The sequence below is a fragment of the Hominimerdicola alba genome (assembly GCF_900112155.1).
GTDB classification, from domain to species: domain Bacteria; phylum Bacillota; class Clostridia; order Oscillospirales; family Ruminococcaceae; genus Hominimerdicola; species Hominimerdicola alba_D.
In genome coordinates this window covers 67825-90244 of the sequence record NZ_FOKQ01000010.1, presented here as the reverse complement: position 1 = coordinate 90244, position 22420 = coordinate 67825, and the positions used below count along the sequence as shown (strand labels likewise).

Genomic DNA, 22420 nt, shown 5'->3' with positions numbered 1-22420 from the left:
TTATCCGTCCTGTCTTTTCAGCCTTTCCCATTCCTCGCGGGTAACGGCAAAGACCTTGGTTATTTCGTTTTCTTCATCAGTGTATTCTTCCACAAGCTTACAGCCGTAATCCTGTGCAGTTTTCACAGATGCAGTATTCGTGCTCTTGATGTAAGAATATACTGCTCCGAAAGTCGTGTTCTCAAACGCAAAGTCCCGCACAGCTTCCGCCGCATAGCCTTTCCTGCGGTGCTCTGACAGTATGATATACCCTATTTCGGGGCGTATCATGCCGTTGATATCCTGCATTGTAAGACCGCAGTCCCCGATCATTTCACCCGTATCTTTCAGACATACAGCCCACCGTCCAAAGCCGAATATGCGGTATCTCTCCACATTCCTGCTTATCCAGCGGCGTACTCTCGCCTCATCAAAGGTGTAAGGGTAGTGCTCCCTGATGTCCGAATCATCAAGCACCCTGTAAACCGCCTCATAATCGCCATCGTCCATCTCACGGAGTATCAGTCTATCGGTAGTTATCATACTTTTCCTCTCATAGCCACAGATCCATAGCCGCTCCGTCACGGTCGTTCGGTCTGCTTTTAAAACCGAACTGCTCGTAAAAGCTCTCTCTTCCGAGATTTGCCATCAGATGGATCTTTATCTGCCAGCCGTCCTTCTTTTCAGCGCGAAGCCTTTCGATAAGCTTCTCCACCATCTGTGTAGCCAGCCTGTTGTGACGGCATTTTTCTGTGACCATTACCTCTGCGAGATATGCAACATAGCCGCCGTCCCACAGAAGTCTTGCAAACCCGACAGTCTCGCCCTCAAGCAAAACTGCCGATACAGCAAAACTGTTGTCAAGCCCTGCCTGCGCCTGCTCGAAAGCAAGCTGTTTCCAGCCCGCTTCCTCTCTCAGACGCAGATAGTCTTTAACAGAAATATTGTCAGTAAATTCAAATTTATTATCCATAAAACTCGACCTCCACTCCTCATATCATTAAACGCAAAGCTTCCGCCCCTGCCAACAATTATGAATTGTGAATTATGAATTATGAATTAGTCCCTGTATTCTTCCATGATGTATCCCTCGAAGATGTCGCCTTCCTTTATGTCGGAGAACTTCTCCAGAGTGATACCGCACTCAAATCCTTCGCTGACTTCCTTAGCATCGTCCTTGAAACGCTTCAGTGAGCTCATCTTGTCGTCAGCCACGATTATACCGTCACGAACAACTCTGATAAGATCGTTTCTGCCAATCTTGCCGTCCAGTACGTAACAGCCCGCAACAGTACCAACAGAGCTGATCTTGTATACCTGTCTTACCTCAACACGCGCAGTCTCAACTTCGCGGAACTTAGGAGCCAGCATACCCTTCATAGCATCGGTGATCTCTTCGATAGCATCATAGATTATACGATACAGTCTTATCTCAACACCGTCCTGCTCAGCGTTAGCCTTAGCAACAGGGTCGGGACGTACGTTGAATCCGACGATGATAGCGTTTGAAGCGTTAGCCAGCATAACGTCGCTCTCGTTTACAGCACCAACAGCACCGTGTATAACTCTTACACGTACTTCCTCGTTGGATATCTTCTCCAGCGACTGTCTTACTGCTTCCACAGAACCCTGAACGTCTGCCTTTACGATGATAGGCAGCTCCTTCATCTCGCCCTCGGATATCTGAGAGAACAGATTGTCCAGTGTTACCTTCTGGAACTTCTTGAACTCGTCTTCCTTAGCTTCGTGCTTACGCTGCTCAACCAGCTCTCTTGCCAGCTTTTCGTCCTCAACTGCGTTGAATGTCTCACCAGCAGTAGGCACCTCACCCAGACCTGTTATCTCAACAGGTGTTGAAGGACCTGCTTCTGTGATAGGTCTGCCGCGGTAATCTGTCATGGTTCTTACTCTGCCGACAGATGTACCGGCGATGATAACATCGCCCGCATGGAGAGTACCGTTCTGTACCAGCAGTGTAGCAACAGGACCCTTGCCCTTGTCAAGACGTGCCTCGATAACAGCACCCTTAGCCAGTCTGTTGGGGTTAGCCTTCAGTTCCTTGACCTCTGCTACCAGCAGTACGTTCTCCAGCAGTTCGTCAATACCCATGCCTGTCTTTGCAGATACAGGCACTGCGATAACGTCGCCGCCCCATTCTTCAACGACCAGCTCATGCTCGGTCAGCTGCTGCTTAACTCTGTCAGGGTCAGCGCCCTCTTTATCCATCTTGTTTATCGCAACGATAACGGATACGCCCGCTGCCTTTGCGTGGTTGATGGACTCTACTGTCTGGGGCATGATACCGTCGTCAGCCGCAACTACCAGTATAGCGATATCGGTGATGTTAGCACCTCTCGCTCTCATGGAAGTGAATGCCTCGTGACCGGGAGTATCCAGGAATGTGATCTTCTGTCCGTTGCACTTTACCTGATAAGCACCGATGTGCTGTGTGATACCGCCTGCTTCGCCCTCGGCTACGTTTGCGTTTCTTATTCTGTCAAGTATGGAAGTCTTACCGTGATCGACGTGACCCATAACAACAACTACAGGGCAGCGATCCTCAAGGCTCTCGGGAGCGTCAGCTTCGTCCTCGATAAGTCTCTCCTCAATGGTGATGTGTACTTCCTTCTCAACCTTTGCGCCCAGCTCCTCAGCTACCAGTGAAGCTGTGTCAAAGTCTACTACCTCGTTGATGGATGCAAATACACCCAGAGCCATCAGCTTCTTGATAACTTCTGTAGCAGTTACTTTCAGTCTGCTTGCCAGTTCTGATACTACGATCTCATCGGGTATCATTACCTTCAGCTGCTGCTTTCTCGCCTTTTCAAGAGCCAGTCTGTTCAGCTTGTCCTGCTCTGTCTCCTTCTTGTGAGAATGCTGCTGCTTCTTGTACTGCTGAGACTTCTGAGTTATCTTCTGCTTCTTGCGGAAGTTGTCATTCTTGTTGCCCTGCTTGCTGGTAGCCATGTTGTCGTACTTCTCGTTGTACTTGTCCAGCTCGATGTAGCTTCCGCGTGTATCGACAGTTCTTCTCTTGCCGGAAGAATGATCGTCAGTGCTCTCGGAAACAGTATAACCCTTGCTGTCATCGCCGCCGAATGAGCTTCCGCCGCCCAGCTGCATCTTGACACCGTGATCCTGCTTCTTAGCTTCTTTCTTTTCCTTTTTCTTGTCGGGCTTTTTCTCGGGTTTCTTTTCCTCAGCCTTAGCCTCGACCTTCTTTTCTTCAGTCTTCACTTCGACTTTCTTCTCCTCAGCCTTAGGCTCTTCCTTTTTCTCTTCGACCTTCTCTGCCTTTACATCAGGCTTCTTTTCCTCAGCCTTGGGTTCAGCCTTTTTCTCTTCAGCCTTAGCCTCGACCTTTTTCTCCTCGGTCTTGGGCTCTGCCTTCTTCTCAGCCTTCTTGGGCTTTGCATCTTCGGCAGGCTTTACAGTGTTTGCAAAGTATGCGTCAAAGTTCTCTACCTGATTGTTCTGTGTGAAATATTCAAATACATAGCTTACTTCCTCAGGTGAAAGGGAAGCCTGTGTCTTTCTGGAAACTCCGTCCAGCTTTTCCAGACACTCTATTATATCATTGTTGCCGAGAGCCAGGCTCTTGGCGAGGTCATTAAGTTTTATCTTCTTAGTTGCTTTCGTACTCATAGGCAATAAATATCCTCCTTCTGTTTACGATGAACATATTTTTTCTTCATCGGCTCACCCATCGGGAAAGCCTCATACTTTTCCGTTTACTCTATATCAGTGTCAGAACACCTTAAATACCGAACTCGTCCTTATCGATGATGACTTCTTCAAGTCCCTTGGCACAGCTCTTGGCGAATCCTGCATCGGTCATTGCCACAACGCCTACGCGCTTGCCGAGCCCCAGTGCTACCTCGTCCATGGTCATGCCCAAAGCGTAAAGCTTCACATCGTACTTCGCACAGGTGTAGCGCACCTCTTTCAGCGATTTTTCCGATATGTCCGCCGCCGTGAATACTGCTTTCGCATTTCCCACGGAACAAGCGTCCTTTACCATATCCATTCCCATGACCAGCTTGCCTGCCTTGCGGCTCATCGAAAGTATACCTGATTTATTGTTACTGCTCATTGCCGCTCAGCTCCTTTTCCATGGAATCATATAACTCATCATCTATCCTGCACGCAAAACTCTTTTCAAGTCGTCTTGCCTTGCGTGCCTTTTTCAGACATTCAGCGTCTGCACATATATATGCGCCTCTGCCCGCCTTTTTTCCTGTCAGGTCAAGGCTTATCTCGCCCTCTTTGGAACGCACTACCCTGACAAGCTCTTTTTTCGGCTTCATCTCGCCGCAGCCGAGACACATTCTCATCGGTATCTTCTTCGGCTTTACAGGCATCTTATTCTTCTTCCGCCTCCGCGCTCTCGGGTGCGTTCTCGGGAACGATGTCTATCTTGTAGCCTGTAAGACCTGCCGCCAACTTCGCATTCTGACCCTTATTGCCTATGGCAAGTGAGAACTGATTGTTAGGAACTATAACGCGGCACTTCTTGATAACTCTCTCGAATTCCTTTTCTTCGCCCTTGTGCTCTATCTTAACCTCAGGCTCCAGCAGCTCAACACTGAGTACCTCAGCAGGTGCCAGTGCCTTTGCGATGAACTCGGATTCGTCCTCTACCCAGTTGATAACGTCTATCTTCTCGCCCTTGAGCTCCTGCACAACAGCGGATATTCTGGACTTCTTAGGACCTATGCAAGCGCCCACAGCGTCAACGTTCTTGTCCTTGGACCATACAGCTATCTTGCTTCTTACGCCCTCAGTTCTGGATATAGCCTTTATCTCAACAGTACCGTCAGCTATCTCGGGAACTTCCAGCTCGAACAATCTCTTTACCAGATCCTTGTGAGTTCTTGAAAGCTTAACAACAGGCTGTCTCTTCTCGCCGCCGCCAAGGCTCACGATGTATACCTTGATCTTGTCGCCCTCTTTGAGTATCTCGCCGGGTATCTGCTCACTGCGGTAGAAGTAATGCTCGTTCTTGTCAATGGTGATGACTGCATTGCCTGTAGCAGGCTCTACCTTCTGTACCGTAGCAGTAACTATCTCGTGCTCCTTGTCTTTGTACTGCTCTATCAGCTTGTTTCTCTCGAAATCCTTGATGTCGTGCTTGATGGACTGCTTTGCGAACTGTGCCGCAACTCTGCCTATCTTAGCGGGGTTAACAGGTATCTCAACCCAGTCGCCGATCTTGATGCTCGGGTCGTAAGTCTGTGCCTCGCCGATGTAGATCTCATTAGCAGGGTCGTCCACGAACATTACCTTCATAACTTCCTTGAGTATGCACATCTCAAGCTTGCCTGTCTCGGGCTCAATATCAACTCTGATGTGTTCGCTCTCAGGATTTTCCTTCTTTATCGCCTTGATGATGCCCTCTCTGATCTTTTCGATAAGTACGTCCTTGTCGATCTCATTCTCGCTGACAAGATCTGCCAGTGCTTTAAAAAACTGCTCGTTCATTTTTTATGACCATTCCTCTCTTGTATAAATAGCTCTGTATCTTTATAACGGACGGCTCCCCGTCCAAACTTTTTATTATCTTTAATGGGGGCGAAGCCCCCATACCCCCGACGCTTCAAACCCTCACGCCTGTAGGGGCTTGACCGTCGTTCAGCAGCGACGGTGTCGGCTGCGCTCACTCGTTCCTCGTTCGGTTCACTATGGTCAAGAGGCGCTCGGGCTTTGAAGCTGTTTGCCATGCTACGCAAACTTGCATGAAAACTCAGCTGTCTGCCGTACCTTAATCAAACTTAGCTCCTGCCAGCTCTTCTTCCAGATCTCCATCGTCATAGAGCTTGACAAAAGCGCAGTCGTTCAGGCTGAACTGTACGTTCGCCACGCCGTCGCCGTTCTCGTCCAGTGTCTGACAGGCTATCAGCTTTTCTTCCTCGTCATAGCCCACCAGTCCTACGATGAACTCACGCTCACCGTTCTCATCTGGACGTATCAGCCTTACTCTCACAACATCGCCTATGCACACTTCAAAGTGTATCGGCTTTCTCAGCTCTCTTCCCAGTCCGGGACTGCCGCATTCAAAAACATAGCTCTGGGAGATAGGGTCTGCCTCATCGAGTATCTTGTTGAAAGGTCTCGTGAAATTCTCGCAGTCCTCCATCGTCACACCGCCGTCTTTGTCGATAAGCACCCTCAGATACCATGTGGCGCCCTCCTTCTCGAACCTGACGTCCCAGAGGAAAAGCCCCAGCTCGTCCGCCAGTGGCTGAGCCAGCTCGGCTACGATGTCCGCCGTACTCTTTTTTGAGCTTCCGCCCTTGCTTTTACTCAAATCATCAGCCCTCCCTGTGATTTTCGCACCTGCCCCGATACAGCTGAAACCGTACCGTATACCGATGCGATTATAGTCCATACAAACACAAAAGACCGTGAATTTTAAATTCCGGTCTTTCGTCAAGCCTATTGCATATATTATACTACAAATAGTACACTTTTGCAAGAGATGTCCGGAATATTAACAGGAAATTTACAATCACCCGTGCTTTTTGCCTTTTTTAGCATCTCCGGTGATTTTTTTATCCTTGTTTTCTTCCTTGTCCTTGCCAGAAGTCTCAGGTAAAACAGCTCTGCGTTTGCGCCTGCCCTCAACAAAATCCAGCGGTATCGTGAACATTATGCCCGTGTTCGGCTGAGAAAGATCGCCCACCGTGTTGTATACCACTCTCCGTGCCAGATCAAGCTGGTCGTCTTCGATAACAGAGATTATGGTCTTGTTGTCGTCTTCTTCACCGCTGAACATACTGCGTATCGACGAACTCAGAAAACTGGAATTCATTTTTGAAAGCGTCATCGCCATACCCGAAGAAGGTATTATCGTAGCGCCGCCGATGCCAGCCGCCGAAAGTCCCTCAAGCAGGTATTCCAGCGCGTCAGTTTTGTTCAGTATCAGGACCATGAGCTTCATTTGTGATCACTTTCCTTAGTTGTCTTACTGTTCAGCCGTTTTTGCTTCGGCTTCTGTGTTCTTTGCGTCAGCCTGTGCCTGAGTGCTGCTCTCTGCTGCGGAGGATGCTCCGCTTTCCGCAACAGTCTCGGCTGCCTTTTCTTTCAGTTCGGTGATGAAATCCTCGCTGATAACAAAGGTCGAATCATTTTCGCCCCATGTGCCGCTGGGTATCAGCTTCTGTGCAGGGGATTTTTTGCTTGAAAGCATATCCTTGATATACGATTTCTGCAGCTTGAAGTCTTCCAGGTTCAAGTCGGTATCACTGTTGGTGGTTATTATGCTGTATATATTGTCCAGATTGTCCTTAGTGATGTAATCCTGCTGGAACATGCTGTTTATCAGCGATTCCATAGCCTCGCCCAGGAACTCGTTGTTGCCCTGCTTGCCGTTTGAGAATACGGGATACTGTGTCAGCAGACGTATCTGTCTTCCACCCAGAGAAGCAAGCTCACCCTTCATTATCGAGATATCGTTCTCGTTATTGTCCTTTGAGAGATAGTATAACTCCTCGGGCGCCTTGTAGGTTATTCCACCGTAGATGTCGCAGACACGTTCAAAAGCATCGTTTGAAAGTGTAGCATAGTTGTTCACATTCAGTCCAAACGTACCCTCGACTGCGTCCTTTACGCCTGCCATACGCTGATTTGAAAATATGTCACGCATGGTCATGTTGTTGGTCTTGCTCACCGTCATAGCCGATATCGGCACAACAAGTATGCTGTCGTCAGCAGGGTCTATCCTTATCAGCGTCATATCTGAAAGCACGCCCTTGCTGTTTACTCGTGCGAACAGATCGTTGAATGTCTGTACTGTAACTACAGCGTTTTCGTCCTCGTCCTCTTTCAGCAGACCGTAGCTTTTCATCAGGTATATTGAAAGCATAGATATCAGCGCCATGAATACCAGCGCCGTTACAACATATACCAGCGCAACAGGTGCCTGTGATCTTCTTTTCCTTTTTCTTTTCTTTGCGGCAGATGACATATATTTTCTCCTTACTGTATATTATTTCCTTTTTTTGTCTGTTTATTCACAGTAGAACTGCGGGTTCTTGTCAAGTTCGATAACGTGGATATCCAGCCCATTGTGTTTAGCCATATTTATGGTCTGCAAAGTTCCCGAACCCCGCTGATTTTCCTTATATATCGCGATCAGCTCCGAAGAATTGTTCACCATGAACTGATTCCTCCTGCGGTAGCGCCCGCTGTCACCGATATCTCCCGTCACCACCACAGCCGAAGCCATTCTCAGCAGCAGACTGTAAATATACCGGTCTTTCGCAAGTTTTATCTCCTGTATCTGATCTTTGTACGGCAGAGCGCATATAAGCTCTGTACCGGGGTGATCTTCGCTGTGCATCATATCCATTATCACCGATCCGCAGATCAGATCCGCTCCCTCAGCCATACCCGTTATAAAAGTGCGTATCCCGCGGCCGTAAGCCTCGTGGCATAAAAGATGCACCGTGCTTATCAGGTTTTTCACGCCCTGTTTTGAGATATCGCCACCAAATGGCAGGTCGCGACGACGGTGTCCTGTAAAGCAGCAGGTCGAAACTCTTTCAGTGTAAAACTCCTCCGCGGAGATTATCTCAATGCTGTCCAACACTGCAGCCACCGCCTTTCGATAACACTTAAAATTATTATAGCACACATTTCCCCATTTTTCAATACCTTTTTGCAAACTCCGCGTAAATCGATGATAGTCCCGACTTTTGCTACACGATAATATTTTAAATGGGGGCAACGGTCGACGTAGTCACCGTCCGCCCCCATACCCCCACGCTTCAAACCCAACCGCGACTGCGTCGGCGGTGCGCGCGTGCAACCTTGACGCTGCGTGCGCATCGTTCCTCGCTCCGCGTACTCGGTCAAGTTCGCGCTCAGGCTTTGAAGCTGTTTGCCATGCTTTCAAAATTTCCCGTCCCCCCTCTCATTCTTCGTCAAACTCCCCAACCCCACCCCTCAGACCTTGTGCAAACAACTGTTTTTTCATTTTACTCGGACATATTTCTGCAAGAGTTGTACAAAAACGTACAACTTTTCCGCTAAAAAGGCTGATAGTAAAAGTACCTGATCTATTTCGGGTGCCGCGGCGCACTTAACACCAAATCTCAGCGCCGCAAAAATTTTCCCCACTGTGCGCACGTAGGCAGGCAGCTGCCCACTATGACTACGGCATACGAGGCGGCGTGCGGTACTGTACAGCGGGCAGCATCTTGACAATCCTCGTGCGGGATACACATTCAGTATTATCGCAGTGTGAGAGGGATAGTGTTTATCAGTATCCACCGAGTATCCCCGCGAGCTCATATATAATGATCTGATATAGTTTAAAACTATATGGTGCGTTTACTTTTTTATATACCGCAAACATCCGTTGCGCAGACTATACTATTGAAAAAATAACTGCAATGTGTTATACTTAAACATCATAAGCGTCAGATCGCTCACGACTGAAAAAATTTATACAGAATGGAGAATGAAACATGAAAAAAACATCTGCAAAGATCCTCAGTGCTTTTTGTGCTGCCCTGATGACAGTAAATGCAGCTGCAATAAGCTCATTCGCTGAGGGAAAAACTCTCGCACCCGATTTCAAAAAAGCCGATGATGCTGTCCTCTACTGGGCAACTCAGGTAGGCGAAGACAAGATGATGTGGTCAGATGCTCCCACAGGCTTCGCCGTGGCAGATAACGGCTTCATCTATATCTGCTCTGCTGATTCTATCATCAAGATAGATAAGTACACAGGCGAAAAGGTAGCCAGCGGAAAAATGGCAGGAGCGGCAATGTATGCCACCAAGGGTCCCGCTTATGCCGACGGCAAGGTATTCATGGCGCTGGACGGCGGTATGATACAGGCTTTCGATGCCGATACCCTTACTTCTCTCTGGGTATACAAGAATAAAAACGGCGGCAAGCCTACCTGCGATATCGTCTATAATGAGGGCAATATCTATACAGGTTTCTGGAATTCCGAGGAAACCGATGCCGATTTCGTTAAGATAAACGTAACTACCGATGACGAGACCAGCACAGACGAAGATAAATTCGCTGACTGGGAATACACCAACAAGGGCGGCTACTACTGGACTAACGCAGTCGTTCATGACGGCAAGGTAACTTTCGGTAAAGAAAACGGTGAATCCGGTACTAACGAGGTAGGCAATTTTAACGATTTGATCATCCTTGATGATGCCACAGGCAAACGTGTTGCAATATCAGGATTAGCCCGCGATGATGTCCGCAGCAAGATGGTATTGAAGGACGGTGTGCTGTACTATACTGCCCGTAACGGCGGTATATATACCTTAAATTCCGAAGGCTCCGGTTGCGGACTTGATATTGTTGGAAGGCTCAAGCTTAGTAACTATAAATGCACCTGCACACCGATAGTTGAAAACGGCAGGATATATGTTACCCTTAACGCACAGGGCTGGGACGATTACAACGGTTCTCTCATCGTAGTGCTCGACGCTGTCGAGGAGAAAGACGGCAGCATCAGACCCGAGATAGCATATACCGTTGAAACCGCCGCAGCTTGTCAGGTAGAGGGCGTTTTCGCAGGAGTTGACGATGAAGGCTATAATGTGATATACTATGTTGAGAACGGTATGTCGGGCACTGTACGTAAGCTGAGAGATAAAGCAGGCATGACCGCACCTGTCGATGCTGTTGATGAAACAGATGCAGCAGGCAACACACACACCTGTATTCCCGCTGTGTTCAGACCTCAGGGCGAGCACGCACAATGCTGCTCGGTAGACCCCATCTATGATGAGGAAACAGGTCTGCTCTATATCCGCTATGATTCCTTTAATCTGGTGGCAATAGGCGAAGCAGCAGAGCTCGATATCAGCTGCCCCGATATAACCATTCACCCCAACGGTGTCAAGACATTTGTATTCATGGCAGATGAAACTCCCACAGATCAGGAGTATACTGTTGATATAACAAAGGGTCCCAAGAAGACCATAGGCGATATCACAGCCAAGGATCTTACATTCAGCGTTGATAAGTTCACCGCCGATGATGAAGTTCTCACTGCAAGCTTTGCTTACGGTCTGTATGACGGGAATGGCGCAAAGGTCTCCGCATCAAGCGATATCGATATCATCGTTGCCGAGACCGAAGATCAGTATAAGCGCGCACTTGCACAGAAAGGCGATGTTAACGGCGACGGCAAGATAAACGTTACCGATATCACAAAGCTGGCTGCTCATGTAAAGGGCAAAAAGATACTTGATAAGTACAGCCTCAACGCAGCAGATGTAAACGGTGACAAGTCTGTCAATGTTACCGATATAGTTGTTACAGCTGCACAGGTAAAAGGCAAAAGGCTGATAAAGACAGAAAGATGATATCCACGGACGCCGCTGCGTTTGCGGAAATATCAGGCTTAATATAACAGACACTGATAACAGATCTGCGACACATGGAATGTTCGATAGTAAACACCGCCATATAGTTTACTTAATTTATCAGACCATGTGTGCAGGTCTGTGTTGTTTTATTTCGGAGGTCGGGTATGATCGGAAAAAATCGGAAAAGTATCATAGCTTCCGCGGCAGCCGCCCTGATGCTTACAGCAGGGACTGTCAGCTTTGCTGTGGGCTTTTACCGAAATGCCCCACGTGAAGATACTTCCGTCGGGATCGAACACCGCGAAGCCATACTCCCCGAAATATCGGCAGAGGGGCTTTTGGCTGAGGACAGCAGTACCCCCGAAAAGGAAGATACAAGCTCACGGAAAGATGAAAGCTCATCTCCCGAAAGCACACCCGATACCGAGGATAACAGTCGTCCCGCCTATGATGATAACAGCGGCTCGGCAAATAACGATACTTCCGCGGCAGTGATTCGCACCGAGTATTCGCAGGAAGATACTTCACCTGAAGACAGCCAGCCGCCAGCAACAATTGTTCATGAGGCTGACGATGCTACCGCCCCTGCAAAAACCACTCCCGACGGCAGAGAAGCTGACCGCGAATACTTCACTACCTCGATAGTGAACGGCGAGACAGTCAGTGACAGTACCTACTTCTTCACCGTCACCCACCTTGTAGAAAACCTTGAAACAGTCCACTGTGATGTTGAGGTCAACGGTTCGCTGATGACAGGATTTGCAGGCAGGGTACATCTCAGGGAGGGTGCCAATACCATACGCGTCAGCTGTACCTATAAGGACGCTGATAACAAGGTGTACAGGGCTTTCCGTGATTACACCGTGTACCTTTCCTCACCCGCCGCCGAGATAGTTACCGACCTTTCCGACTGCGAAGTTTATGACCCCGGATTTACATTTACAGCCCGCTGTGATGACGGACTTGAAGTAAGGCTGAACGGCAGTCTCATAGCAGGCAAGGACAGCTTCACCGTGACTCTCTCCGAGGGCGAGAACATGATAAAACTCACCTCGGGGGATACTTCACTTGAATTTTCGGTGACATACATACCCGTCCGTACCCTTGCCATAATAACCGACCTCTGCGACTGCACGGTGTATACCGACAGCATTACTTTCAGCGCAAAAGCAGTGGGCGGAAATTCCCCTAAGCTTTCAGTTCAGGTGAACGGCAAAGCACTCCGCGGCAGTGAGACCTTTACAGCACCGCTGAATGAGGGCGACAATACCATACGTCTTCTTGCATGGGACGGCAGCGATAAGACCGAACAGACCGAACAGACCTTCACCGTGACCTCACTTTCGGGCATCGATGAAAGCAGGCTTCCGCACCTTGTAAGCATAAGTCTTTCCGATAATATCAGCGTTAAAGGCAGTGCCTACACCCTTACCCTTACAGCCGCCGACTGCGACGGTGTGCGGCTGTATTCGGATAATATACAGGTGATATGCGGCAATACAGTACCATGCAAATGGGAAGATGCTTCCTGTACAGGCTACATACTCAAGCTTCACGGCGGCGAGAACACTGTCACGGTAAAGCTGAGAGACAGGGTTGGCAGACAGAGCGAATTCTGCTATAATATAAACTGTGAGACCGCCGAAGCAGGGGAAGAAGTCGGCAGGATACAGATATCCGTCAGCGCAGACCTTATCGGGCTGGGCACCCTTTGCGAAAGCGACAGCTTCCCTGTACTTGAAGGCGAAACAGGCTTCGATACGGTGGTAAGGTTCCTTGAGGAGAACGGCTATGAAGTTTCATACCGCGGCAGTGCCAGCAGCAGATATCTTGCAAGGATATCCATGGCAGGAAGATTCGCGGGGGCTGAACTCACCGATGCGGCGAAGGCTTATCTTGCAGGTGCCGGGGTCGTTCCCAACGGAAGCAGAGATGATGATTCCCTGGGCGAATTCGACTACGCGGCGGGTTCTGGCTGGATGTACAGCCGAAACGGCAAAAAGCCCGCCTACGCCATGACCTCTGCAGTATTTGCCGACGGCGAGAGAATCGCACTGGTATTCTCCCTTGATATGGGAAACGATATAGGTGGTGAATGATGTTGAAAAGACCTGCGGCACTGCTTACTGCGGCAGTAATGATGAGTACCCCGATATGTGCTTCGGCGCTGGATACAAAACAGGCTGAGGGCTATGCAAGGGGTATAGTCACCTATGAAAAACAGAAGAACGGTATACCCGATGGGGACAGTCTGCTTTCAGGCAGGATAGCAGAGGATGCGGGCTTCGACAGTTCTGACTGGCTGGCGATTGCGGCAGTAAGGTCGGGGCTGGAAGAGGATACAGGTGAATACTACTATGCGTGGAAAAATCGTATCGACAGTGAATACTCCGATGACGGGGCTTTAGATCGTCTCAACGCCACCGACTGGCATCGCGCGGTGCTGACAGGTATATGCCTTGGGGTAGACCCTACCGATGTTTCGGAAGTTGACCTGCTGGGCAGAGGTACTTATATGCGGGGCGAGGGCAGACCCCTTGATGCACAGGGTATCAACGGCGATATATGGGCGCTGATAGCCATGGACAGCTGTGACTGGAAGCTTCCCGAGGACGCAAAGCCCGACAGGACGGAGATAATATACTCGATAATAGATACCCAAAATTCCGACGGCGGATTTTCGCTTGTCCCGGGAGATGGCAGGAGCGACCTTGATATCACGGCAATGGCTTTGCAGGCGCTTGCGCCCTACCGATGCTGTAATGAGACCGAGGATACGGTCGCAAAGGCTGTGGAGCATCTGGCGGAAAAGCATGGTGATGCGGATAACTGCGAAAGCACAGCGCAGATAATATGCGCCCTTTGCTGTCTTGACATCGACCCCGATGATGACAGCAGGTTCGCTGGGCTGACAGATGAACTCATAAGCTATGCCAATGATGACGGCGGATTCGCCCACCAAAAAGGCGGCGAAAGCAGTGAGCTGGCATCTTCACAGGCACTTATCGCCCTTTGCAGTATACAAAGGCTTAGGGCGGGGGAAAGACCTGTTTACGATATGAACGAGGGGGCACCCGAAAAGCCTGTGAAAACTTCGCTGAAAGAAATGACGGCATCTAAGAACAGGAACGCAGCTCCCCCGACTTTGAGCAACAGCCCCGAGGGTTATCCTAAAGGCGGAAAAATGCAGACGGTCGTACCTGCGGCGATAGTGATATCCTTTGTGGCGGCTGTAATCGGCGGAGTTATAATGCGCAAGAGAAAGGAAAAGGAAAAATGAAAAGTATCCCTGCAAAAATAAAAGAACAGCTGATAAAGGTCATCGTGGGCAAGGACGATACCGTTGAACTGTTGATAGCCGCGGTGCTGGCTGGCGGTCATGTACTGCTGGAGGATACTCCCGGCACGGGCAAGACTACTCTTGCGCTGGCACTTTCAAAGTGCATGGGGCTGAGTTTCAGGAGGATACAGATGACCCCCGATACTACGGCTTCGGATATAACAGGATATTCGGCTTACGATGCGGACAAAGGTGAATTCGTATATCACGAGGGTGCGGCAATGACCGACCTTCTTCTTGCGGACGAGCTGAACAGAACATCGGGCAGGACACAGGCGGCTTTGCTTGAAGCTATGGAAGAGCGCAGGGTGACTGTTGATGGTGTGACCCACGATCTTTCGCCCAATTTTGCGGTGATAGCTACCCAGAACCCCTCGGGTACGGCGGGAACTTCGGCTATACCCCTTTCTCAGCTTGACAGATTCATGGTAAGGCTCAGGCTTGGGGCACCCGACAGAGAAGCGCTGAAAAAACTGCTGACAGACCGAATACTCACCGACCCGCTGGACAGCACCGAGCAGGTATGCTCGGCGGAAGACCTTGATGGTCTGCGGGCTGAGATAAACAAGGTGACTATCAAGGATGAGATAATGGACTACATCTGCGACCTGATGCAGTCGGCGGCGGAGTGCAGTGATACCGAGGGCGGCATATCTCCCCGAGGTGCGCTGGCGCTTTGCAGGATAGTGAAAGCAGGGGCTTTTCTTGACGGCAGGGACTATGTTGTGCCCAGCGATATCCGCGCCTGCTTTATACCCGTATGCGCTCACAGGTCTGTGCTGACCAGAGAAGCAAGGGCGGCAGGAAAAACTCCCGAGGGGGTCTTTGAAGCCATACTGAAAGCTCAGCCCTGTCCCGAAAACAGGGAGGATATATGAGGACGCTGATATTCGGGATTTGCTTTGCGGCGGCGCTTATCGCGGGGTTCTTCTCAGTGATAGGGCTGTACATAGCGGCGGGACTGCTGGCGGTGCTTGCCATTGCGGTCATTGAAAATCTGGCGGAAGACTATCGGGTGAAAGTCAGCTATGAAAAGCTTTTTCTGCACAAGGGTGAAGCACCTGTGGTGATATTTTCGGGGAAGAAGCGTCTGCGGGGCACGGTGCTTTGCGAGAATCTGGTCACGGGCGAGAAGTCAGCTAATGTGGTGGACATATGCGGCGAGGGCAGGGCTGGACTGCCTGTGCAGGACAACTGCGGGGCGCTGCTGATAAGGTTTATGACATTCCGCAGGAGCGACCTGCTGGGTATAACCAAGCGGACAGCGGTATGCTATGCGGAAGAATGTGTGACAGTACTGCCCGACCTGCCCGATGCAGAGCTATACGATATCGCGGAAGCCGCGGCGGGTGAAAAAGAGCCTGACGGGGCGAGAGAAGCACGTCCCGATGAACCTTTGCGGCGGGTGAACCTGAAGCTGACCCACCGTTTCGGCAAGCCGTATCTCAACACTTATATGCCCGAAAGATCGGGAAAAATATGGCTTTTTGCGGATTACGGCGCAGGGGACAGAGCGGGTATCCTTGCGGAGCAGATATGCGGTCTGGCACAGCTTTTGACGGAACAGGGGACGGATTACGGTCTGGCACTGCCTTCGGCTGAGGACGAAGTTTCATTATTTGAGAGCGTGGACAGCGAAGTTGTGATGGAGGAAGTCCTGCGGTTCCCGATGTACAAATTCGAGGGAAAGAGCTGTCTTGAAAAGCTGTGCGGGAATATTGATGACGGACGGATAATAGCATTTTCAAGGAATACAAAAGTCACTGACGAGCGTGTGACGGTGATTGACGGCTGAGAGCGGAGATAAAATGGGCGAGAAAACATGGAATATATCCGCGCCGATGGTTTTCGGGGCGGGAGCGGCACTTACGTTTTGCATATGGGGCGGGCTGTACGCGGCAGCGGCGGCTCTGCTTTTGTGCGCCCTGACGGCTTGCCTGGTTGAGCGTTTCGGGCGTAAGTGGGGATTTCTGCCTGCCGTTTGCGGAGCTCTGGCGGCGGTGGTACTGCATGAGCGTTTCATGGCGGAATGTGCCCTTTGTGCGGACAATGCTGAGTTTTTGTATTCCATAAAGCGCGGGGCTTTGTACGTGCCTGTGGCAGATGCGGCGGAGAACGCTTACATCGTGCCTGTGATAGCCTGCGGGCTTATCTGCGGGGTATATGCGGCATTCGGTGTCAGGGTTACGGCGGTGATCCTTGGGGCTCTGGCGGCGGTGGGATATGTGCTTTTCGGCGGGAACGCCTTTGCACTTTGCGGGGCTCTGGCGCTGGCGGTATCGGTATGCAGTTTTGGTGCTGAGGACATTCGCAGAGCGGGACTTGCCCTTGGGGCGGCTGTGCTGGCTCTGCCTGCTGTGTTTATAAAAATGCCCGAATTCCCGCCCGTGGGAGAAGTTTCAACGGCGGGTGGAGAAAGCCTTTATATGGCGGAAGAATATGAACAGCCCCATTGCAGCAAGGCTCAGTATGAGAGGGGCTCGGCGATAATTACGGCGCTGAGTGAAGAGGGATTTTCCCCCGAAAATCAGGCGAATCGGCTGATGGAAGCGGCGGGTGAAACTCTGCCGACTGAGGAAGTTGAAGTCAGCGGAAAGTACGTGCCTGCGGGTGTCTGCGGGGAGATATCGGAGGGAAAGTACCTTGTCTGCCCCGAACTGAACGAGAATATTTTCAGGCTGACGGCGCGTTTGCAGGAGGGTAATTACATCGACTGCGAGGGGCTTTACCGCGAGTATGTGTATTCGGCTTACGGAAATCTGACGGCGGAAGAGGACACGCATCTGCGGGAGAGATTCGGCTTGGACGGAACTTTGCCCCTGGATAAGAAGCTTGCAGAGGTCAGAAAAGCGGTGAGGGCGGAGCTTTCACCCGAAAACGCGGACAGCGGGGACTATGCTGAGCTGACGGTAGGTCTTGCGCGAAGCTGTGGTATCGCGGCGAGAGAAGTCAAGGGCATATACTTTGACGAGATGCCCGAAAGCGGTCGGGCAAAGCTTGCAGATGGTGAACGCCGCGTGTGGTCAGAGGTATACATAGACGGCGCTGGCTGGGTGGTCTTCGAGACCTCACCCATGTATGAGGAAGTCTCTCCGCTTTTGCCCGAGGGGGCTTCGGCTGATAGCGAAAAACGCGACGAGGACGAAGTGACTTCGGGGGCTGAGGACGTTATCTACACATCGGCACCCCCGAGGACAGCCGCGGAGATAAGAGAGGAAACGAATACGGAAAAGCCATCGTCAAAGGTGCTGTTTGCGGTGCCTGCGGGGGCTCTGGCAATACTTCTGGCGGCAGGCAGAACAAGGGCGGCTTTCCGGAGAATGAAGCGTAGAAAGCACGATAATTCGGCGGCTTTGAGAGCATGGCATTTTCAGGGCAAAAAGATGATGGAGCTTGCGCTGGGTGTCAGCGGATTGAGCCCCGAGGAAATGGCGGAGAAAGCGGAAGGTCTGCTGAGAGAGAGATTCGAGGAATCGGAGAGGGCTTATGAAAAGCTGAGGTTTTCGGATGATCCCCCCGATGAAGAAGCAGTCAGCGCGGCGAAGCAGTTTTATGAGGAAGCGCGGCAATCTTGCAGGAAGCAGGGGATTTTGAGAAGTCTGGGGCTTTGGCTCAGAGGCCTGTATTAGCGGAAAACAACCAATAGTGAGCTTTTGGTCAAGCTTTTCGCGAAAAGCTTGCGGGAGTTTGAGGGCAGAGCCCTCAACTCAAGGCGCAAAAAAGCGTGGCAAGAGTGCTGTAAATAGAACCACAAACTCACGCCCCAAAAAAGGCGCGGTAATAACAAATAATTGAGCGTATGCGACCGTATGTACATGCTCATACTATCCGCGTAAATATATTGCCGCGCCCGAAATCAACTGCGATAGCTCGTTGATTTCTCGACCCGAGGAACGAGGGGCGAGAAATAGGAAACGCTGGCTGTTGGCAAAAAAACTTGACACGGCAAACAGCGAGAGCCCACAGCCGATGCAGTCGCGGTTAGGGTTTGAAGTGCGGGGGTATGGGGGATGTGACTGCGTCGACCGTTGCCCCCATTTAAGATAGGAGTTGAGAGCATGAAAATTCGGGATATGGCGATATTTGCAGGCGCGGCAGCTGTTCTGGCGGCGGCTGTGCTGTTCGTGGATATAAAAACTCCTGAGGAATATTATGCTCTTCACCCCGCGGCTGTAACCGAGGACGGCGAGTTCGTCACCATACGGGTGGACTGCTCGGCGGCGGTGGGCAGGGCTGAGGGTCTGCCCGAGGACGGAACTATGCTTGATGGAAAGTACGCGCTGACTGAGGGCGAGAGCGTTTACGATGTGACCGCGCGTGTGCTCAGGTACGAGGGCATCGACTTCGGTACAAAGGGCGGCAGAGCCGTTTATATCAGCGGTATAGGCGGTCTGGAGGAGTTCGAGCTTGGGGCAGAGAGCGGCTGGATATATACGGTGAACGGAACTGCGCCGGGTATCAACTGCGGCGAATATCAGCCCGAGTGCGGGGACGAGATAGAATTTAAGTACGTTGATAAATTTTTCGGGGAGGCGGGCAGATGAGGAGTTTTGCACCGCTTTCGCGGGTGGCGGCGGTCATAGGAGCGCTGATGGTCATAATGTTCTCGCGGTCGCTGAGTGCGGCGTGTGTGGGATTTTTGGCGGGTGTCTTGTGTATGCTTTTGAATGAGGGCTGGCGCAGGGCTTTGAAAGCGTGGGCGGCAGGACTGGCTGTCTGCGCGGCTACTGCGGTCATCGACCCCATATTTTCACACAGGGGGGCGACTGTACTGCTTTTTGTGAACGATCGTCCCTACACCCTGGAATCCATGCTTTACGGGCTTGAACTGGGGCTTTCACTCAGCGGAGCGGGGGTGTGGCTGGCGGTGCTGAGAGGTCTGGTGAACGAGCGGGAGATGCTGGGCATCTTCGGACGATTTTCCCCTAAACTTGCTATGACCATCAGTATGACGTTAGGATTTATACCTCGGCTGATACGCAAAAATTCCCGCATACGCGAGGCACAGCGGGGCGCAGGGCTTTTCGGGGGAGATAGTCCCTCGGGGCGGCTGGCGGAAGTTTCAGCTGTGTTTACTGCTTGCATGGCATGGTCGGCGGAAGCGGCGGCAGGTGCGGCGCAGTCCATGAATGCCCGCGGTTTCGGGATGCATAAAGTGACGTTTTCGGACAGGCGGGCTTTGCGTCTGAAAGACTATGTATTCATTCTGACAGTGGTTCTGCTGACGGTCGGGGGACTGGTATTATCGGCGCTTGGCGGGGCTACGGAGTTCTTCCCGCGGGTCAGTCTTGGACGATATGAGATGGTCATGACGTTTGTATATCTGGGAGAATGTATGCTCCCCATAATTATTCTGGCAAAGGAGAGGCTTCAATGGACGCTGTACACTGCGAGGGACTGACGTTCCGCTATAACAACGCAAAAGCGCCTGCTATTCAGGGTATCGACCTGAAAATAGGCAGGGGCGAGCTTGTGCTGCTTATGGGGCGGTCGGGCTGCGGAAAGACTACTCTGTTAAAGCTTTTGAAGCCCGAGATTGCGCCTTTAGGTGAAGTTTCGGGGGATATATCTGTCTTCGGGAAGAAAGCGGAGAGCCCTATGCCCATGGTGGGGTATGCGGCGCAGTCCCCTGAGGACAGTTTTGTCAGCGACACGGTATACGGCGAGATAATGTTCGCCCCTGAAAATGCGGGACTTAGCGCGGAGGAAGTGCGTCGTGCGGCGGCGGAGACTATAACCCGCTTCGGGCTGGGGAAGCTTCTGCGGAGAAAGCTTGACGAGCTTTCGGGGGGCGAAAAACAGCTGGTGAGCCTTTGTGCGGCTCTGGTTATGCAGCCTGAGATACTTCTGCTGGACGAGCCTTTCAGCAGACTTGACCCTGTGACGGCGGAGGATATCAGCGGGCTGATACTTCGGCTGAACCGCGAGGCGGGGACAACTGTGATAATCGCTGAACACACCACGGAGCTTTTGTTTGCGGAGTGCGACAGGGTAGTCTTCATGGAAAATGGTCGGATAGCGGCTGATGCTTCGCCGCGGGAGATGTGCAAAGTTGCGGGGGCGGAGAGTTTTCTGCCTGCGGCGGCGAGGATTTTTGCGGGGTATGAGAGATGTCCCCTGACGGTAAGAGAGGGCAGGAAACTGCTGAGTGAGATACCTCACGAGAAAGAGGTGACTTTGCCCGAAGTCAGAAAATTCGGGGAAGAAGTTCTCAGGGCTGAGGGTCTGAGGTTCGCCCTTGAAAGGCGGGGCGATGACATACTTGACGGTGTGGATATACTTCTGCACAAGGGGGAGCATCTGGCGCTGATAGGGGCTAACGGCTGTGGAAAGACCACGCTCCTGCGGTGTCTGGCGGGGCTTTGCAGGGCTTATTCGGGTACGGTGAAAGTGTTCGGGATGCGGCTGAAAAAGCCGTCCTCGGTCATAGCTATGCTTCCACAGGAAGCGCGGGACATATTTGTTCAGCCTACGGTGCGTGAGGACTACATCTTCGCGCTGAAAGCCATGGAAAAGCCCATAGAGCGGGCTGATGAAATGCTAAGATATCTGGGGTGCGGACATCTGGCAGATATCCACCCTTATGACCTGAGTGGCGGCGAAACACAGCTTTGCGCCTTGGGCAGGGTGCTTTTGTGCGAGCCTGAGATACTTCTGCTGGACGAACCTGTCAAGGGGCTTGACGCGGTATCGCGGAAGAAATTCGGTGAGATGATTAAACGTCTCTGCGGCGAGGGCAAGGCTGTACTCACAGTGACCCACGACCTTGAAAATGCGGCGGAATTGGCGGACAGCTGTGCCATACTTTGCGGCGGTAGAGTTGAAAGCCTGATGCCTGCGGGAGAATTCTTCGCGCGGGCAGGAAGTCTCAGCACGGCGGCGGGCAGGATAGCGCGGGGAGAGGTAGCCAACGCATATACGGTGGAGCGGCTACGCGGAGCTTTGCGGGGGTCATGCCTATGAAGAGAGTAATGAAAGCTGCTGTGCTTGCGGTATGCATGGCGATCATCGCGGGGGGCTGTCTGCTCTTCGGTGAGCGGTCAGCAAGCTGGCTGGCGGGTTCGGCGGCTGTGGTGATATGCGGTGTGTTCTTCACGAGATTCGAGAAAAAAGAGACCACCGCAGGAGAGATAGCTCTTGCGGCGGTGATGACGGCGCTGTCGGTTACGGGACGGATAATATTCGCGCCTTTGCCTGCCTTCAAGCCCTGCGCGGCGGTGATAATACTGGCGGGGATATACCTTGGTGCGGAACAGGGATTTCTGGTGGGGGCGCTGACGGCTCTGGTATCGAATTTCTTTTTCACCCAGGGGATATGGACGCCGTTCCAGATGATGATATGGGGGCTGACAGGACTTCTGGCGGGGCTGCTTGGCAGTCGGCTGAAAAAGAACCAGATAGTGCTTTGCATTTTCGGGGCATTGGCGGGATTATGCTACTCGGTATTCATGGACATATGCAGTGTTCTGTGGCTCGGGGGCGGTTTCACCCCTGAGAGATTCCTGGGGCTGACACTGGCTTCGGCATGGTTCACGGTGAGCTACATGGTATCAAACTGCGTTTTTCTGCTGATATTTCTGAAGCCTGCGGAGAGGATATTTGAGCGGCTTGATTCCAAGTTCGGCTTAGGGGCAGGTGCGCGGCGGGAGTGAGTTTTTCTTACTTTGCTTGGGCGTGATGCCGCTCAATGAATATTGAATAATGAAAAATGAATAATGAATAATAGAGGTATCGCCTGCGGCGATGGGCTTTT

20 protein-coding genes are annotated in these 22420 nt (G+C 51.4%); 10 read left to right on the top strand and 10 right to left on the bottom strand.

Going from position 1 to position 22420, the window contains the following annotated elements:
• The 10 genes from BM265_RS07555 to BM265_RS07505 all read right to left on the bottom strand — a co-directional run bounded on the left by BM265_RS07555 (position 1) and on the right by BM265_RS07505 (position 8569).
• Positions 1 to 522 (bottom strand): GNAT family N-acetyltransferase, encoded by a 522-nt coding sequence (locus BM265_RS07555; RefSeq protein ID WP_074960975.1) that lies wholly within the window; start codon positions 520 to 522, stop codon positions 1 to 3.
• 10 nt (positions 523 to 532) lie between these two features.
• Entirely contained in the window at positions 533 to 952 is a 420-nt protein-coding gene (locus BM265_RS07550) for a GNAT family N-acetyltransferase (protein WP_074960974.1), read from the bottom strand.
• 86 nt (positions 953 to 1038) lie between these two features.
• Positions 1039 to 3624 carry a translation initiation factor IF-2 gene (infB, locus tag BM265_RS07545; RefSeq protein WP_074960993.1) on the bottom strand — a complete coding sequence of 862 codons (2586 nt, stop codon included), beginning with the start codon at positions 3622 to 3624 and terminating at the stop codon, positions 1039 to 1041.
• A gap of 112 nt (positions 3625 to 3736) precedes the next feature.
• Complete coding sequence (locus tag BM265_RS07540) at positions 3737 to 4072, bottom strand: L7Ae/L30e/S12e/Gadd45 family ribosomal protein (protein ID WP_074832201.1); 336 nt, start codon at positions 4070 to 4072, stop codon at positions 3737 to 3739.
• Positions 4062 to 4340: an RNase P modulator RnpM gene (rnpM, locus tag BM265_RS07535; RefSeq protein WP_074960973.1), complete on the bottom strand. Its 279-nt coding sequence runs from the start codon at positions 4338 to 4340 to the stop codon at positions 4062 to 4064. The genes BM265_RS07540 and rnpM overlap by 11 nt, the downstream gene beginning before the upstream one ends.
• A 1-nt stretch (position 4341) precedes the next feature.
• Positions 4342 to 5460: a transcription termination factor NusA gene (gene nusA, locus BM265_RS07530; RefSeq protein WP_074960972.1), complete on the bottom strand. Its 1119-nt coding sequence runs from the start codon at positions 5458 to 5460 to the stop codon at positions 4342 to 4344.
• Between the two features lie 280 nt (positions 5461 to 5740).
• Positions 5741 to 6286, bottom strand: a complete 546-nt coding sequence (gene rimP, locus BM265_RS07520) for a ribosome maturation factor RimP (protein WP_074832326.1) — start codon at positions 6284 to 6286, stop codon at positions 5741 to 5743.
• 201 nt (positions 6287 to 6487) lie between these two features.
• The gene (locus BM265_RS07515) at positions 6488 to 6919 is read right to left on the bottom strand and encodes a hypothetical protein (protein WP_074960970.1); all 432 of its coding nucleotides are present in this window, start codon (positions 6917 to 6919) and stop codon (positions 6488 to 6490) included.
• 24 nt (positions 6920 to 6943) lie between these two features.
• Positions 6944 to 7945, bottom strand: a complete 1002-nt coding sequence (locus tag BM265_RS07510) for an LCP family protein (RefSeq protein WP_242940799.1) — start codon at positions 7943 to 7945, stop codon at positions 6944 to 6946.
• A gap of 42 nt (positions 7946 to 7987) precedes the next feature.
• Positions 7988 to 8569, bottom strand: a complete 582-nt coding sequence (locus tag BM265_RS07505) for an SLOG family protein (RefSeq protein ID WP_242940798.1) — start codon at positions 8567 to 8569, stop codon at positions 7988 to 7990.
• A gap of 880 nt (positions 8570 to 9449) precedes the next feature.
• On the opposite strand from BM265_RS07505, the gene BM265_RS07495 reads away from it, so the two are divergent.
• From BM265_RS07495 to BM265_RS07450, 10 genes are all read left to right on the top strand, one after another.
• Complete coding sequence (locus tag BM265_RS07495) at positions 9450 to 11324, top strand: dockerin type I domain-containing protein (protein WP_074960967.1); 1875 nt, start codon at positions 9450 to 9452, stop codon at positions 11322 to 11324.
• A gap of 167 nt (positions 11325 to 11491) precedes the next feature.
• Positions 11492 to 13426 (top strand): hypothetical protein, encoded by a 1935-nt coding sequence (locus BM265_RS07490; protein WP_074960966.1) that lies wholly within the window; start codon positions 11492 to 11494, stop codon positions 13424 to 13426.
• A complete protein-coding gene (locus BM265_RS07485; protein WP_074960965.1) occupies positions 13426 to 14607 on the top strand; it encodes a prenyltransferase/squalene oxidase repeat-containing protein in 1182 nt (393 codons plus the stop codon). Before BM265_RS07490 ends, BM265_RS07485 begins: the two co-directional genes overlap by 1 nt.
• The gene (locus BM265_RS07480) at positions 14604 to 15545 is read left to right on the top strand and encodes an AAA family ATPase (protein WP_074960964.1); all 942 of its coding nucleotides are present in this window, start codon (positions 14604 to 14606) and stop codon (positions 15543 to 15545) included. The genes BM265_RS07485 and BM265_RS07480 overlap by 4 nt, the downstream gene beginning before the upstream one ends.
• A complete protein-coding gene (locus tag BM265_RS07475; RefSeq protein ID WP_074960963.1) occupies positions 15542 to 16462 on the top strand; it encodes a DUF58 domain-containing protein in 921 nt (306 codons plus the stop codon). The genes BM265_RS07480 and BM265_RS07475 overlap by 4 nt, the downstream gene beginning before the upstream one ends.
• Before the next feature lie 13 nt (positions 16463 to 16475).
• Complete coding sequence (locus BM265_RS07470) at positions 16476 to 18296, top strand: transglutaminase-like domain-containing protein (protein WP_074960962.1); 1821 nt, start codon at positions 16476 to 16478, stop codon at positions 18294 to 18296.
• A gap of 429 nt (positions 18297 to 18725) precedes the next feature.
• Positions 18726 to 19211, top strand: coding sequence for a DUF4430 domain-containing protein (locus BM265_RS07465; RefSeq protein ID WP_074960961.1), 486 nt, complete (start codon positions 18726 to 18728; stop codon positions 19209 to 19211).
• Entirely contained in the window at positions 19208 to 20068 is an 861-nt protein-coding gene (locus BM265_RS07460) for an energy-coupling factor transporter transmembrane component T family protein (protein ID WP_074960960.1), read from the top strand. The genes BM265_RS07465 and BM265_RS07460 overlap by 4 nt, the downstream gene beginning before the upstream one ends.
• Positions 20041 to 21630 (top strand): ABC transporter ATP-binding protein, encoded by a 1590-nt coding sequence (locus BM265_RS07455; protein WP_074960959.1) that lies wholly within the window; start codon positions 20041 to 20043, stop codon positions 21628 to 21630. Before BM265_RS07460 ends, BM265_RS07455 begins: the two co-directional genes overlap by 28 nt.
• Positions 21627 to 22319 (top strand): ECF transporter S component, encoded by a 693-nt coding sequence (locus BM265_RS07450; protein ID WP_081358390.1) that lies wholly within the window; start codon positions 21627 to 21629, stop codon positions 22317 to 22319. Before BM265_RS07455 ends, BM265_RS07450 begins: the two co-directional genes overlap by 4 nt.
• Positions 22320 to 22420 lie beyond the last annotated feature (101 nt).

Coding starts and splice junctions, on each gene's coding strand:
- BM265_RS07485 (WP_074960965.1), top strand. CDS start 13,426: ATGTTGAAAAGACCTGCGGCACTGCTTACTGCGGCAGTAATGATGAGT.
- BM265_RS07460 (WP_074960960.1), top strand. CDS start 19,208: ATGAGGAGTTTTGCACCGCTTTCGCGGGTGGCGGCGGTCATAGGAGCG.
- BM265_RS07475 (WP_074960963.1), top strand. CDS start 15,542: ATGAGGACGCTGATATTCGGGATTTGCTTTGCGGCGGCGCTTATCGCG.
- BM265_RS07515 (WP_074960970.1), bottom strand. CDS start 6,919: ATGAAGCTCATGGTCCTGATACTGAACAAAACTGACGCGCTGGAATAC.
- infB (WP_074960993.1), bottom strand. CDS start 3,624: ATGAGTACGAAAGCAACTAAGAAGATAAAACTTAATGACCTCGCCAAG.
- BM265_RS07550 (WP_074960974.1), bottom strand. CDS start 952: ATGGATAATAAATTTGAATTTACTGACAATATTTCTGTTAAAGACTAT.
- BM265_RS07495 (WP_074960967.1), top strand. CDS start 9,450: ATGAAAAAAACATCTGCAAAGATCCTCAGTGCTTTTTGTGCTGCCCTG.
- rnpM (WP_074960973.1), bottom strand. CDS start 4,340: ATGCCTGTAAAGCCGAAGAAGATACCGATGAGAATGTGTCTCGGCTGC.
- BM265_RS07490 (WP_074960966.1), top strand. CDS start 11,492: ATGATCGGAAAAAATCGGAAAAGTATCATAGCTTCCGCGGCAGCCGCC.
- nusA (WP_074960972.1), bottom strand. CDS start 5,460: ATGAACGAGCAGTTTTTTAAAGCACTGGCAGATCTTGTCAGCGAGAAT.
- BM265_RS07555 (WP_074960975.1), bottom strand. CDS start 522: ATGATAACTACCGATAGACTGATACTCCGTGAGATGGACGATGGCGAT.
- BM265_RS07450 (WP_081358390.1), top strand. CDS start 21,627: ATGAAGAGAGTAATGAAAGCTGCTGTGCTTGCGGTATGCATGGCGATC.
- BM265_RS07540 (WP_074832201.1), bottom strand. CDS start 4,072: ATGAGCAGTAACAATAAATCAGGTATACTTTCGATGAGCCGCAAGGCA.
- BM265_RS07480 (WP_074960964.1), top strand. CDS start 14,604: ATGAAAAGTATCCCTGCAAAAATAAAAGAACAGCTGATAAAGGTCATC.
- BM265_RS07470 (WP_074960962.1), top strand. CDS start 16,476: ATGGGCGAGAAAACATGGAATATATCCGCGCCGATGGTTTTCGGGGCG.
- BM265_RS07510 (WP_242940799.1), bottom strand. CDS start 7,945: ATGTCATCTGCCGCAAAGAAAAGAAAAAGGAAAAGAAGATCACAGGCA.
- BM265_RS07465 (WP_074960961.1), top strand. CDS start 18,726: ATGAAAATTCGGGATATGGCGATATTTGCAGGCGCGGCAGCTGTTCTG.
- BM265_RS07455 (WP_074960959.1), top strand. CDS start 20,041: ATGGACGCTGTACACTGCGAGGGACTGACGTTCCGCTATAACAACGCA.